11 protein-coding genes are annotated in these 13,817 nt (G+C 67.4%); 10 read left to right on the top strand and 1 reads right to left on the bottom strand.

What is annotated here, in order from left to right; translation table 11 throughout:
• Position 1: 1 nt before the first annotated feature.
• The 10 genes from tsaE to ACGTN6_RS01560 all read left to right on the top strand — a co-directional run bounded on the left by tsaE (position 2) and on the right by ACGTN6_RS01560 (position 11,927).
• Complete coding sequence (gene tsaE / locus ACGTN6_RS01515) at positions 2-484, top strand: tRNA (adenosine(37)-N6)-threonylcarbamoyltransferase complex ATPase subunit type 1 TsaE (protein WP_394589623.1); 483 nt, start codon at positions 2-4, stop codon at positions 482-484.
• Entirely contained in the window at positions 481-1,932 is a 1,452-nt protein-coding gene (locus ACGTN6_RS01520) for an N-acetylmuramoyl-L-alanine amidase (protein WP_394589460.1), read from the top strand. The genes tsaE and ACGTN6_RS01520 overlap by 4 nt, the downstream gene beginning before the upstream one ends.
• A 231-nt stretch (positions 1,933-2,163) precedes the next feature.
• On the top strand, positions 2,164-4,140 hold the full coding sequence (gene mutL, locus ACGTN6_RS01525; RefSeq protein ID WP_394589461.1) for a DNA mismatch repair endonuclease MutL: 1,977 nt from the start codon (positions 2,164-2,166) through the stop codon (positions 4,138-4,140).
• Between the two features lie 126 nt (positions 4,141-4,266).
• Complete coding sequence (gene miaA, locus ACGTN6_RS01530; RefSeq protein WP_394589462.1) at positions 4,267-5,205, top strand: tRNA (adenosine(37)-N6)-dimethylallyltransferase MiaA; 939 nt, start codon at positions 4,267-4,269, stop codon at positions 5,203-5,205.
• A gap of 115 nt (positions 5,206-5,320) precedes the next feature.
• Positions 5,321-5,572: an RNA chaperone Hfq gene (gene hfq, locus ACGTN6_RS01535; RefSeq protein WP_097790042.1), complete on the top strand. Its 252-nt coding sequence runs from the start codon at positions 5,321-5,323 to the stop codon at positions 5,570-5,572.
• A gap of 8 nt (positions 5,573-5,580) precedes the next feature.
• Complete coding sequence (gene hflX, locus ACGTN6_RS01540) at positions 5,581-6,897, top strand: ribosome rescue GTPase HflX (protein WP_394589463.1); 1,317 nt, start codon at positions 5,581-5,583, stop codon at positions 6,895-6,897.
• A gap of 142 nt (positions 6,898-7,039) precedes the next feature.
• On the top strand, positions 7,040-8,263 hold the full coding sequence (gene hflK, locus ACGTN6_RS01545) for an FtsH protease activity modulator HflK (protein ID WP_394589464.1): 1,224 nt from the start codon (positions 7,040-7,042) through the stop codon (positions 8,261-8,263).
• 2 nt (positions 8,264-8,265) lie between these two features.
• Complete coding sequence (gene hflC / locus ACGTN6_RS01550) at positions 8,266-9,150, top strand: protease modulator HflC (RefSeq protein ID WP_394589465.1); 885 nt, start codon at positions 8,266-8,268, stop codon at positions 9,148-9,150.
• A 223-nt stretch (positions 9,151-9,373) separates the two neighbouring features.
• Positions 9,374-10,570, top strand: coding sequence for an ATP phosphoribosyltransferase regulatory subunit (locus tag ACGTN6_RS01555; RefSeq protein ID WP_394589466.1), 1,197 nt, complete (start codon positions 9,374-9,376; stop codon positions 10,568-10,570).
• Between the two features lie 58 nt (positions 10,571-10,628).
• On the top strand, positions 10,629-11,927 hold the full coding sequence (locus ACGTN6_RS01560) for an adenylosuccinate synthase (protein ID WP_394589467.1): 1,299 nt from the start codon (positions 10,629-10,631) through the stop codon (positions 11,925-11,927).
• A 231-nt stretch (positions 11,928-12,158) separates the two neighbouring features.
• On the opposite strand, the gene ACGTN6_RS01565 is transcribed toward ACGTN6_RS01560, so the two are convergent.
• Entirely contained in the window at positions 12,159-13,817 is a 1,659-nt protein-coding gene (locus tag ACGTN6_RS01565; protein ID WP_394589468.1) for a BCCT family transporter, read from the bottom strand.

Genomic DNA, 13,817 nt, shown 5'->3' on the forward strand with positions numbered 1-13,817 from the left:
AATGCAGCTGCGACTCGACGACGAAGACCGCCAGGTGGCCTTCGGCGAATCCCTGGGCCAGGCCCTCGGCGGCCACGGCCGCCTCTATCTAGAGGGCGAGCTGGGGGCGGGCAAGACGACCCTGACCCGTGGCATCCTGCGCGCCTACGGGCATCGCGGCGCGGTCAAGAGCCCCACCTATACCCTGGTCGAGCCCTACGAGCTCGAGGCCGTGCGCGTGAACCACTTCGACCTCTACCGCCTGGGCGATCCCGAGGAGCTCGAGTTCATTGGCGGCCGCGACCTGCTCGCGGACGACGCCCTGTGCGTGATCGAGTGGCCGGCGCGGGGGGAGGGCTGGCTGCCGTCACCCGACCTGGTCGTGCAGCTGGCCCTGGACGGAGATGGCCGCCAGGCGACCCTGATCGCCGGCAGCGACCATGGCCGTCGGGTGATCGAGCGCCTCGCCGGCGAGTGGAGCAGGGAGGATGACCGCGTCTCATGAGGAAGGGAGTCCTGTCTCGCCGCCTGCTTGGTGGCCTCCTGTCACTGGTACTTCTGGCCCCGTCCTGCGGGCTGGCGGCCAACGTCGACAATCTGCGCCTGTGGGCGGCGCCGGACCATGCCCGCCTGGTCTTCGATCTTTCATCGCCCGCCGAGGCCGAGGTGTTCAGCCTCGACGATCCACGCCGGCTGGTCATCGATCTGGCGGATACCCGCCTGGCCGCCGATGTGAATCGCCTCGACCTCGACGGCAGCGCCATCAGTGAAGTGCGCACCGGCGTGCGCCACGGGGACGACCTGCGGGTGGTACTGGAGCTGAACCGGGCGATCGAACCGCGCCACTTCACGCTGGCACCCAACGAGCAGTACGGGCATCGTCTGGTGGTCGATCTCGAGTATCCCGGCGAGAGCGCGGTGGAGGACCCGATCGATCCCATCGAGGCGATGATCCGCGACCAGGAGATTGCCGCCGACCGTGCCCAGGCTCAGGCGAAGGTGCAGGGGCGCGATCCGGTCGCAGTGACGCCGACGCGCGAGCCCGCCCAGCCGCATCCCAAGCGCGATATCATCATCGCCGTGGATGCCGGTCACGGCGGCGAGGATCCTGGCGCCACGGGCCCCAGCGGCACCCGCGAGAAGGACGTGGTGCTGGAGATGGCGCGCCGCCTGGCGCGCAAGATCGATGCCACCGAGGGCTTCAAGGCGGTGATGATCCGCGACGGCGACTACTACGTGGGCCTGCGCCAGCGGACCCGCATCGCCCGTGAGCAGAAGGCCGACTTCTTCGTCTCGATCCACGCGGACGCCTTCCGCAGCCCGCGCCCCCACGGCAGCTCCGTGTTTGCCTTGTCGCAGAGCGGGGCGACCTCCGAGACGGCCCAGTGGCTGGCCGCCACGGAGAATCGCGCCGACCTGATCGGCGGTGTGGACGGCAACCTGTCACTGGACGACAAGGACGAGGTGCTGCGCGGCGTGCTGCTCGACCTGACCATGACCGCGACCCTCAACGACTCGCTGACCATCGGCGGCCAGGTGCTCGACCGCCTGGGCCGGGTCAACGATCTGCACAAGCCGCGGGTGGAGCAGGCCGGCTTCGTGGTGCTCAAGTCGCCGGACATCCCGTCGCTGCTGGTCGAGACCGGTTTCATCTCCAACCCCGACGAGGAGAGACGGCTGCGCGATCCGAACTATCAGGAGCGGATGATGGATGCGGTGTATGGCGGCATCCGCGCCCACTTCCACCGCAACCCGCCGCCGGCCAGCCTGCTGGCCTGGCAGCGCGACCAGGGGCGGAGTACCGGCGGCGACGAATACCGCATCCAGCCCGGCGATACCCTGTCGGAGATTGCCGCCCGCCACGGCGTGCCGGTGGCCCAGCTGCGCCAGGCCAACGAGCTCAACGGCGACGTCATTCGCGTCGGGCAGGTGCTGCGGATACCGAGTTCATGAGCGTGCAGCTTGACGCTCGAAGCGCGGCGCTGAGCGCCTGGAAGAACCGGGCTTCGCCTGGAGCTGGAAGATCGTCCGCTTCGCGGCCGTAAGCTGGAAGCTTGAAGAAAACCCTCTTGACTCGGGTTCTGGAGGCCCCATGTTGCCTTCCAGCTTCCAGCTTCCAGCTTCCAGCTTCCAGCTTCCAGCTTCCAGCTTCCAGCTTCCAGCTTCCAGCTCATAGGGAGTGATATGACAGACAGCCAACCCATCCGGATCCTCGACCCCCGACTGGCCAACCAGATCGCCGCCGGCGAGGTGGTGGAACGGCCGGCTTCGGTGGTCAAGGAGCTGATCGAGAACGCCATCGACGCCGGCGCCAGCCGCGTCGAGGTGGAGCTCGAGGCCGGCGGCGCGCGGCTGATTCGCGTGCGCGACGACGGCGGCGGCATCGGCGAGGACGACCTGCCGCTGGCGCTGTCGCGTCATGCCACCAGCAAGATCGCTTCGCTGGAGGATCTGGAGGGCGTGGCCAGCCTGGGCTTTCGCGGCGAGGCGCTGGCCTCGGTCAGCTCGGTGTCGCGTCTCGAGCTGGTCTCCAACGTCCATGACGACCCCACCGGCGGCTGGCGGGTGGTGGTCGAGGGGCGGCGCATGGAGCCGCGGGTCACGCCCTCGCCGCACCCGCGGGGCACCTCGGTGACGGTGCGCGACCTGTTCTTCAATACCCCGGCCCGACGCAAGTTCCTGCGAACCGAGAAGACCGAGTTCGGCCACGTCGAGGAGGCGTTCCGCCGCCAGGCGCTGTCGCGGCTCGACGTTGGCTGGGTGCTGCGCCACAACCAGAAGACTATCCACCAGCTGCGTCCCGGGGGTGACCTGGTGGGCCACGAGCGGCGTCTCCAGGCGCTGCTTGGCAAGGCCTTCCTGGAGAATGCCCTGCACCTGGACATCGAGACCGGTGGGCTGCGCCTTTGGGGCTGGGTGGGGCTGCCCACCCATTCCCGGGCCCAGGCCGACCAGCAGTATTTCTTCGTCAACGGCCGAGTGGTCCGCGACCGTCTGGTGGCCCATGCCATCCGTCAGGCCTACCGTGACGTGCTGTTCCACGGCCGCCATCCGGTGTTCGTGCTTTATCTCGAGGTGGATCCCACGGTGGTCGACGTCAACGTCCATCCCACCAAGCACGAGGTACGCTTCCGCGACGGGCGGATGGTCCACGACTTCCTGTTTTCCAGCTTGCACCGAGCGCTGGGTGAGGCGCGGGCCGGGGTGACGCCTGACGGCGAAGGGCCGGGCGGGCAGGACGCCGAGACCCAGGGCGAGCCGTTGGCGGCAGCCCCGGGCGAAGTGCGCGAGGCCGCGCCCCAAGCCGCCTGGCAGCAGCAGCCCATGGCGCTGCACGGCCGCGAGGAGAGCGGAGAGCAGAAGGTGACGCCGGACCGGGTGCGGGCCTTCATGGAAGGCTATCGGGCGCTGCACCCCGAACACGAGGAGAGCCTGCTGACGCCCCAGCCCGCCGCGCCGGGTGCCGGCGGCACCGCCGCGGATGTGGCGCTCGCCGAGCGCCAGGCGACGTCGAACTACCCGAGCCAGCCCCAGGTCGCGCCGCGCCCGGCGATGCCCGAGGCAGACGCCACCAAGGCGCCGCCGCTGGGCTACGCCGTGGCCCAGCTCCACGGCGTCTATATCCTCTCCCAGACCGAGCGCGGCATGGTGATCGTCGACATGCATGCCGCCCACGAGCGGATCGTCTACGAGCGCATGAAGACCCAGGTGCATGGAGGCGCGCTCGAGGCGCAGCCGCTGCTGGTGCCGGTCTCGCTGGCCGCCAGCGCCGCCGAGGTGGCCACCGCCGAGGCCGAGCACGAGGCCTTCGCCAGGCTCGGCGTGGAGCTCGACGTGGCCGGCCCCGAGACGCTGCTGGTGCGCCAGGTGCCGACCCTGCTGGTCGATGCCGATGTCGAGCCGCTGATCCGCGACATGCTCGGCGACCTCGAGCGCTACGGCCGCTCGGACCGCCTGGAGGCGCACATCAACGAGCTGCTCTCGACCATGGCCTGCCACGGCAGCGTGCGCGCCAACCGCCAGCTCACGGTGGAGGAGATGAACGCCCTGCTGCGTGACATGGAGATCACCGAGCGCAGCGGCCAGTGCAACCATGGCCGACCCACCTGGACCGAGCTGGGCATGAAGGAACTGGACCGCCTCTTCCTCAGGGGGCAATAACGGTCAGTGAGCCATCCGCGTGTCGAGCGGCGCCAGGGGCAGACTGTGTCCCTGATGAGCCGGGCATGTCGGAGGCCGCTGCCGGGCGCCTTTTCACGCTAAGCCAAGAGAATGACAGAACACCCCATGCCCGATACCCGCCCACCCGCCATCTTCCTGATGGGCCCCACCGCCGCCGGCAAGACCGACCTGGCCATCGCGCTGCACGAGCGTCTGGGCTGTGAGCTGATCAGCGTCGACTCGGCGATGGTCTACCGCGGCCTGGATATCGGAAGTGCCAAGCCGTCGGCCGATGAGCTGGCCCGGGCGCCGCATCGACTGATTGATATCCGCGACCCGGCCGACGCCTACTCGGCGGCGGAATTCCGCGAGGATGCGCGCCGTGAGATGGCCGAGATCACGGCGCGCGGCAAGATGCCGCTGCTGGTGGGCGGCACCATGATGTATTTCCAGCGCCTGGTCGAGGGCGTCGCCAACCTGCCATCGGCGGACTCAGCGGTGCGCGCGGCGCTGGAACGTGAGGCCGACCGCGATGGGCTGGGCGCGCTGCATGCCGAGCTGGCGAGGGTCGATCCCGAGGCCGCCGAGCGCATTCACCCCAACGATCCCCAGCGCCTGATGCGGGCGCTGGAGGTGTATCGGGTCAGTGGGCGTCCGCTCTCCGAGCTGTGGGCGGAGCAGCGTCCGGAAACCTTTCCCTGGCGCACGCTGTCGATAGGGCTCGCCCCTAACGACCGGTCCGTGCTGCACGAACGCATTGCCGCTCGCTTCGACGCCATGCTGGCGGGTGGCTTCCTCGACGAGGTCGCCGCCTTGCGGGCGCGAGGGGACCTGGATCCCGGGCTGCCGTCGCTGAAGAGCGTCGGCTATCGTCAGGGGTGGGAATACCTGGCCGGCGACGTCGACCATGCGACCTTTCGCCACCGGGGCATCGTGGCGACCCGGCAACTGGCCAAGCGACAGCTGACCTGGATGCGCGGCTGGCCGGGCCTGCACTGGGTCGACAGCCTGGGAGCCGATCCCTTCGCCGAGGTCCTGAAACTGGTGCGCGAATTCGGGACTTAGCGTAAGATGGTCGTTTCGAGTGGCCGTATGATCGAGCCCATCGGTTAACCCGTGTCGCCCCCGGACGGGGCGAGCACAGAATGATCAACTCCAGAAACAATTCAGGGAGAGCAACATGTCCAAAGGGCAGTCCCTTCAAGATCCGTACCTGAACATCCTGCGCAAGGAGCGCATTCCGGTATCGATCTTCCTGGTCAACGGCATCAAGCTGCAGGGCCAGATCGAATCCTTCGACCAATTCGTGATCCTGCTGCGCAACACCGTCAGTCAGATGGTCTACAAGCACGCCATCTCCACTGTCGTGCCGTCGCGCAACGTGCGGCTGCCGGCCCCCGACGCCGGAGCGCAGTCGGATAGCAACGCGTGAGGTATTGATTGTTTTTCGAACGTCCCGACGCCGGTGAGACGGCGGTTCTCGTCCATGTAGATTTTCAGGACGAACAAGAGCGAGAAGACGCCGGCGAGTTTCTCGAGCTGGTGCGCTCGGCCGGTGCAGAGCCGGCCACCCTGCTGACCGGGTCGCGCAACCGTCCCGACCCCCGGGCCTTCATCGGCTCGGGCAAGGTCGAGGAGTTGCGTGATGCCTTGCAGGTCCACAAGGCCGAGCTGGTGATCTTCAACCACGCCTTGAGCCCTTCCCAGGAACGCAACCTCGAGCAGTCGCTCAAGTGTCGCGTGCTCGACCGTACCGGCTTGATCCTCGATATCTTCGCCCAGCGGGCGCGGACCCATGAAGGCAAGCTGCAGGTGGAGCTGGCCCAGCTCGAATACATGTCGACCCGACTGGTGCGTGGCTGGACCCACCTGGAACGCCAGAAGGGCGGCATTGGCCTGCGCGGACCGGGCGAAACCCAGCTCGAGACCGACCGCCGGCTGCTGCGGGCGCGTATCAAGGCGATTCACAAGCGACTCGACAAGGTGCGCAGCCAGCGCAACCAGAATCGTCGTGCGCGCTCGCGGGCCGAGATTCCCAGCGTCTCCCTGGTCGGCTACACCAACGCCGGCAAATCGACGCTGTTCAACGCCCTGACCGCTTCTAGGGTCTATGCGGCTGACCAGCTGTTCGCTACCCTCGACCCGACGCTGCGACGTCTGGAGGTCGAGGACGTGGGGCCGGTGGTGCTGGCCGATACCGTCGGTTTCATTCGTCATCTGCCGCACAAGCTGGTGGAAGCCTTCCAGGCCACCTTGCAGGAGGCCTCCGAGGCCAGCCTGCTGGTTCACGTGATCGATGCGGCCGATCCGGATCGCGAGCTCAACGTGAGTCAGGTGGAAGAGGTGCTGGACGAGATCGGGGCCCTGGAGGTGCCGACGCTCAAGGTGATGAACAAGATCGATCTGTTCGACAGTGCCCCGCGCATCGAGCGCGGTGCCGATGGCCGCCCCGAGACGGTGTGGCTGTCGGCGCGAGACGGCAAGGGACTGGAGCTGTTCGAGCAGGCGCTCTCCGAGTGCCTGGCCGATGACATCATCGACTTCGACATCTCCCTGGAGCCGCAGCAGGGCAAACTGCGGGCCGGCCTGCACGAACTGGGGGCGGTACGCGAAGAGCGTTTCGACGACATGGGGCATACCCTGCTGGAGGTGCGCCTGCCGCGGCGTGACTTCCTGCAGCTGATGGCACGGCTCGGCGAGCGCGCCGACGACTATCTGCCGGAGGCCCTGCAGGAGCGCCCGCTCTGGGAGCAGTGAGTCGCGGGCAGTGCGCCGCGGAAAATGAAAGAAGTCGCCTTCGGGTGCCGGTGGCCCAGTGAGGGCCGGCACCACAAGGATCGCAACCGATGCCCGGCGCGCGAAAAGCGCGACGGAATGCAACGTAGACTGGAGACGACGTATGGCCTGGAATGAGCCCGGTGGCGGCAACCAGCACGACCCCTGGAGCGGGGGCGGGCGCCGAGGCGGTAACGGTGGCGGGGGCAACCGCGGCGGCGGTAACCAAGGGCCGCCCGACCTCGACGAGGCCCTGAAGAAGTTTCAGGACAAGCTGAACAGCATGCTGGGCGGCCGTGGCAAGCGCGGCGGTAGCAGTGGTGGCAGCGGCGGTGGCAAGCCGCGCAACGCCTTTACCCTGCCGGGCCTGCTGCTGATCGTGGCGCTGGCCATCTGGGCCGCCTCCGGCTTCTACCTGGTCGACCAGTCCGAACGCGGCGTGGTGCTGCGCTTCGGCAAGTTCCAGGAAGTGGTCACGCCGGGCCTGCAGTGGAACCCACCGCTGATCGATGACGTGCGCATGGTCAACGTCACTCGGGTGCGCTCGGTCACTCAGACCCAGTCGATGCTGACCCAGGACGAGAACATCGTCTCCGTCGAGATCTCGGCCCAGTACCAGGTCGCCGATCCGCGCGGCTATGTGCTCAACGTGCGCGACCCCGAGCTGTCGCTGGAGAACGCCCTGGACTCCGCCCTGCGCCACGTGGTGGGCGGCACCGACATGATCGACATCCTGACCTCCGGCCGCGAGATCCTCGGCACCGCGGTGGCCAGCCGCCTGCAGTCCTATCTGGACAGCTACGGCACCGGCATCCGCCTGCAGACGCTCAACGTCGAGTCCACCGCGCCGCCCGATCCGGTCCAGGATGCCTTCGACGACGTCATTCGCGCCCGCGAGGATCGCCAGCGCACCATCAACCAGGCCCTGGCGTATGCCAACGCCGTGATCCCGGCCGCCCAGGGTGAAGCCCAGCGCATCGTCGAGCAGGGGCAGGGCTATCGCGAGTCGGTGGTGGCCGAGGCGCGTGGTCAGGCCAACCGCTTCAATGCGCTGCTGACCCAGTACCAGGATGCCCCGGCGATCATGCGCGAACGCCTCTATCTCGACGCTCTGTCCGAGGTCTACGGCGAGACCGCGAAGGTGATGGTCGACGTGAGCAGCGAGGCGCCGCTGATGGTGCTGCCGATGGATCGTCTCAGCCAAGGGACCACCGGGGCTGCCGCCGGCCAGAACGACGACGCCTCGTCGCTGGATCCCCGCTTGCTCGAGCGCCTGCGGACTTCCCAGTCCGAGAATGACAGCAGCAACAACTCCAGCAGCAACGGAATCCGCAGGGAGGGCCGTTAATCATGATCAATAACCGTTCCCTGCTCATCGTCGGCGGCCTGGCCGCCGCGGCCTGGCTCGCCAGCAACAGCCTCTACGTGGTCGACGAGACCGAGCGCGCGGTGAAGCTGCGCTTCGGTGAGGTGGTCGAAGAGAACATCCAGCCGGGGCTGCATGCCAAGATCCCGATCACTCAGACCATCCGCAAGTTCGATACCCGGGTGCTGACGCTGGACACCGATCCCAGCCGCTATCTGACCCTGGAACAGAAGGCGGTGATCGTCGACTCCTACGTCAAGTGGCAGGTGATCAATCCGACTCGCTACTACGAGGCCACCGCCGGCGACGAACTTCAGGCCGTGCGGCTGATCCAGCCGCGGGTCGACGAGAGCCTGCGTAACGAGTTCGGTCGCCTGAACCTGCAGCAGATCATCTCCGAGCAGCGCGACGAGCTGATGACCGGGCCCACCGAGGATCTCGACGAACGCCTGCGCGATGAACTCGGGGTGGCGATTCTCGACATCCGGGTCAAGCGCATCGACCTGCCCGAGGACGTGTCCTCTGCGGTGTACGAGCGGATGCGCTCCGAGCGCGAGCGGGAAGCCCGCGAATGGCGCGCCCAGGGGCAGGAAGAGTCCGAGCGCATTCGCGCCAACGCCGATCGCCGCCGCCGGGTGCTGCTGGCCCAGGCCAACGAGCGCGCCGAGACACTGCGCGGCGAGGGCGATGCCGAGGCCGCGGCCATCTTCTCGGAGGCCTATGGCAAGGACGCGGAGTTCTTCTCCTTCTGGCGCAGCCTGGATGCCTATCGCTCGAGCTTCAAGGGCGACGGCAACATGCTGGTGCTGGATCCGTCCAGCGACTTCTTCCAGTACCTCAAGAGCCCGAACGCCCAGACCGACGGATGACGACCGAGTCACGGGGCGGCGGTGTCGTCGCCCCGTCTCGGGGTTCATCCCGCGGGCAAACGTGATAGACTCCTGTAACCGGGCGTGGCCCGGTTTTTTTGTGGCCTCTTCACGGGATTTTCGTGGCCGCACCACTGCCCGGCAATCCCCTCCGGCACCCCCGCCATGATGTCACGCCGCGAGGCATGCCGAAGGCCAATCACCGTCTTGCAGGAAGAACGACATGACCATCGCTGACCGCTGGCTGCTGCCCGACGGCATGGACGAGGTACTGCCGCCTCAGGCCAGCCGTATGGAGGAGCTGCGCCGGGCGTTGCTCGATCTCTATCATCGCTGGGGCTACGATCAGGTGATGCCGCCTCCGGTGGAGTTTCTGGATTCCCTGCTCACCGGCACCGGCACCGAGCTGGATCTGCAGACCTTCAAGCTGACCGACCAGATGACCGGGCGGATGATGGGCGTCAGCGCCGACGTCACCCCCCAGGTCGCGCGTATGGACGCCCACTCCCTGAAGCGCCAGGGTCCGGTTCGGCTGTGCTATTGCACCACCGTGCTGCGCGCCAAGGCCGACCAGCACCAGGGGGGCCGCAGCCCGGTGCAGGTCGGCCTCGAGCTGTTCGGTCATGCCGGCCTGGAGGCTGACCTTGAGATCCTGCGCCTGGCGCTGACCAGCCTGCAGGCCGCCGGCGCCGGTGAGGTGCACCTGGCGCTGGGCCACATCGGTATCTACCGCAGCCTGGTGGAGGCCGCCGAGCTGACGCCCGAGCAGGAGAAGGCGGTGTTCGAGGCCCTCGAGCTCAAGTCGCCGGGCGAGCTGGCCGCGCGGGTCGAGCAGAGCGTGAGCGATCCGGCGCTGGCGGCAATGCTGTGCGCGCTGGGCGAGCTGCACGGTGGCCCCGAGGTGCTCGACCAGGCCCGTGAAGCCTTCGCCGAGGCACCCCAGGCGGTGGGCGCGGCGCTGGACCAGCTGCGTGCCCTGCATGCCGGCGTGGCCGCCGAGCATCCCGAGGTCGACCTGTACTTCGATCTGGCCGAGCTGCGCGGTTACCAGTATCACACCGGGATGATGTTTGCCGCCTACGTGCCCGGCTATGGCCAGGCACTGGCCAAGGGCGGCCGCTATGATGATACCGGCCGCGCCTTCGGCCGCGCCCGACCGGCCACCGGCTTCTCGCTGGAGCTCAAGCTGCTGGCCTCCCTGGTGCCCAGCGAGCCGCGCCACGACGGCATCTGGGCCCCGGCCGAGGGCGATGGCCTGGCCGAGGTCATCAATGCCCTGCGCCAGCAGGGCGAACGGGTCGTGCAGGCGCTGCCGGGGCAGCGCACCGGCCCGCAGGAACACCGCTGTCAACGACGCCTGGTCCAGGCCGACGGCGGCTGGCAGGTGGCACCGCTGGCGCCGTCCGGCGATCGGGCCTGAACACCATATCGGCACCGCCCCCGAGACCGGCGGCGCAGCAACGAGAGACGAGAGCACTATGGGCAAGAACGTAGTCGTACTGGGCACCCAGTGGGGTGATGAAGGCAAGGGCAAGGTGGTCGACCTGCTCACCGAGTCCGCCGGCGCGGTGGTGCGCTTCCAGGGCGGGCACAATGCCGGCCACACCCTGGTCATCGACGGTGAGAAGACCGTCCTGCACCTGATTCCTTCCGGCATCCTGCGCGACGACAAGACCTGCGTGATCGGCAACGGCGTGGTGCTGTCCCCAGAAGCGCTGATCGAGGAAATTCGCGAGCTGGAAGCCAAGGGCGTGCCGGTGCGCGAGCGCCTGCGCCTGTCGCCGGCCTGCCCGCTGATCCTGCCCTATCACGTGCGCCTCGACCAGGCCCGCGAGAAGGCGCGCGGCGTGGCCAAGATCGGCACCACCGGGCGCGGCATCGGCCCGGCCTACGAGGACAAGGTGGCGCGCCGTGGTCTGCGTCTGGGCGACATGCTGCACCGCGAGCGTTTCGCCTCCAAGCTCGGCGAGGTGCTGGACTACCACAACTTCGTGCTGACCAAGTACCACGGCGAGGAGGCGGTGGACTTCCAGCAGGTGCTCGACGACGCCATGCGCATGGCCGACGAGCTGCGTGCCATGGTCTGCGATACCGTGACCCTGGTCCACGACGTCCGCAAGGCCGGTGACAACATCCTGTTCGAGGGTGCCCAGGGCTCGCTGCTGGACATCGACCACGGTACCTATCCGTTCGTGACCAGCTCCAACACCACGGCCGGCGGCACCGCCACCGGTTCCGGCGTCGGCCCGCTGTACCTGGACTACGTGCTGGGCATCACCAAGGCCTACACCACCCGCGTCGGCTCGGGTCCTTTCCCGACCGAGCTGTTCGACGAGCATGGCCGCCACCTGGCCGAGAAGGGCCACGAGTTCGGTGCCACCACCGGCCGCGCCCGTCGCTGCGGCTGGTTCGACGCCGTGGCCCTGCGTCACGCGGTGCAGATCAACTCGGTGTCCGGTATCTGCCTGACCAAGCTCGACGTGCTCGATGGCCTGGAGAACATCCGTGTCTGCGTGGGCTATCGCAGCAAGGACGGCGAGGTGCTTGACAACCCGGTGGATTCCGAGGGTTACGAGGCCATCGAGCCGGTCTATCAGGACCTGCCGGGCTGGAGCGAGTCGACCCTGGGCGTCAAGCGGGTCGAGGAACTGCCGGCTAATGCCCGGGCCTACATCAGCTTCCTCGAGGAGCAGGTGGGCACCTCCATCGACATCATCTCCACCGGCCCGGATCGCAACGAGACCATCGTGCTGCGCAATCCCTTCGGTGAAGACTGACCATTAGCGCCTTCTGGCGCCGTGACCCGCGCCGTTGCGCACGAAGCGCCTCCATATAGGGGGCGCTTTTTTCATGCTGACAGCCGCGCGCCCTGGCTTCGGACGATATCACGATGCTGATGTCGGGATGCGGCGCTCCCTGGAACGATGTCGGACAATAAAAGATCGCCCCGCACGGTGGCGGGGCGATCCTTGTCAGAGAGCCGGCGGGGCCGGCTCGTTCAAGCGGGCTTAGACGCTCTTGGGTTCGCTCATCAGACCCTTGACGATGGCGTAGCAGGCCGCCAGCAGGACCAGAGTGAAGGGTAGGCCGGTGGTGATCACCGCTGTCTGCAGTGCGGTCAGGCCCCCGCCCAGCAGCAGCGCGATGGCGATGGCGCCTTCGATGAGGCACCAGAACACGCGCTGCGACTTGGGTGCGTCGACCTTGCCGCCGGCGGTGATGGAGTCGATCACCAGCGAGCCGGAGTCGGAGGAAGTGATGAAGAACACCATCACCAGCACGATGCCGACGAAGGAGGTGATGGCGGTCAGCGGTAGCTGGCCGAGCATCTCGAACAGCTGCAGTTCCAGCGCCGCCTCCTGGACGCCCTGGAAGCCGTCGGTGATCACCTGGTCGATGGCGGTGCCGCCGAAGGCGGTCATCCACAGCACCGAGACCAAGGAAGGCACCAGCAGCACGGCGATCAGGAATTCACGCACGGTGCGGCCACGGCTGACCCGGGCGATGAACATGCCGACGAACGGTGACCAGGAGATCCACCAGGCCCAGTAGAAGGCGGTCCAGCCTTGGCTGAAGTTGGCGTCCTCACGACCGAAGGGCATCGACAGCGCCGGCAGGTTGACCACATAGGCCATCAGGTTCTCGAAGAAGCCGGTGGCGATCAGCACGGTCGGGCCGACGAAGATCACGAAGGCCAGCAGCAGGAAGGCCAGCGCCATGTTGAGCTGCGACAGGCGCTGAACGCCCTTGTCCACGCCCAGCATCACCGAGCCCAGGGCCACAATCGTGATGCCCATGATCAACAGCACCATGGTGACGTTGGTATCGGGGATACCGAACAAGTAGCCCAGCCCCGCTGAAGCCTGGGAGGCGCCGAGGCCGAGAGAGGTGGCCAGACCGAACAGCGTGGCGAACACCGCCAGGATGTCGATGATATGGCCCGGCCAGCCCCAGACCCGCTCGCCCAGGATCGGGTAGAAGATCGAGCGCATGGTCAGCGGCAGGCCCTTGTTGAAGGAAAACAGCGCCAGTGCCAGTGCGACCACGGCATAGATCCCCCAGGGATGCAGGCCCCAGTGGAAGATGGTGGCAGCCATGCCCAGCGAGATGGCGCCTTGCTGGTCGCCGGCGGCGGCGCCCAGCGGGGCCCAGTCGGTGCGCACGCCATCCTCGACAGTGGTCCCTCCCATGGCGGTGCCGAAGTGGGTCAGCGGTTCAGAGACGCCGTAGAACATCAGGCCGATGCCCATGCCGGCGGCGAACAGCATGGCGAACCAGCCGGCATAGCTGAAGTCCGGCGAGGCATGGGCGCCGCCGATCCTCACCTTGCCCATCGGCGTGAAGATCAACGCGATGGCGAGGATCACGAAGATATTGGCGGCCAGCAGGAAGAACCAGGAGAGATTGCCGGTCAGTACGCTGAAGATGGCGTTGAAGATCGGTTCGACCTGGTTCTGCAGCGCCAGGGTGATGATCACGAAGAACAGGATCACCAGAGACGACACGGTGAAGACCTTGCCGTGCAGGTCAAGGTTCACCCCGAACTTGCTGGCGGTGATGTTGTCCTGACCGATCACGTAATCGGTATCAATGAGGTTGGCCGGCCCTTCGGGGGCAGGTATGCCCTCGCCAGGCGTCGCATCTTGGGCTTTATTGTCGTTCGTCAC

The sequence above is a fragment of the Halomonas sp. B23F22_20 genome (genome assembly GCF_043496985.1).
Taxonomy (GTDB): Bacteria; Pseudomonadota; Gammaproteobacteria; order Pseudomonadales; family Halomonadaceae; genus Halomonas.

Coding starts and splice junctions, on each gene's coding strand:
- tsaE (WP_394589623.1), top strand. CDS start 2: ATGCAGCTGCGACTCGACGACGAAGACCGCCAGGTGGCCTTCGGCGAA.
- ACGTN6_RS01520 (WP_394589460.1), top strand. CDS start 481: ATGAGGAAGGGAGTCCTGTCTCGCCGCCTGCTTGGTGGCCTCCTGTCA.
- mutL (WP_394589461.1), top strand. CDS start 2,164: ATGACAGACAGCCAACCCATCCGGATCCTCGACCCCCGACTGGCCAAC.
- miaA (WP_394589462.1), top strand. CDS start 4,267: ATGCCCGATACCCGCCCACCCGCCATCTTCCTGATGGGCCCCACCGCC.
- hfq (WP_097790042.1), top strand. CDS start 5,321: ATGTCCAAAGGGCAGTCCCTTCAAGATCCGTACCTGAACATCCTGCGC.
- hflK (WP_394589464.1), top strand. CDS start 7,040: ATGGCCTGGAATGAGCCCGGTGGCGGCAACCAGCACGACCCCTGGAGC.
- hflC (WP_394589465.1), top strand. CDS start 8,266: ATGATCAATAACCGTTCCCTGCTCATCGTCGGCGGCCTGGCCGCCGCG.
- ACGTN6_RS01555 (WP_394589466.1), top strand. CDS start 9,374: ATGACCATCGCTGACCGCTGGCTGCTGCCCGACGGCATGGACGAGGTA.
- ACGTN6_RS01560 (WP_394589467.1), top strand. CDS start 10,629: ATGGGCAAGAACGTAGTCGTACTGGGCACCCAGTGGGGTGATGAAGGC.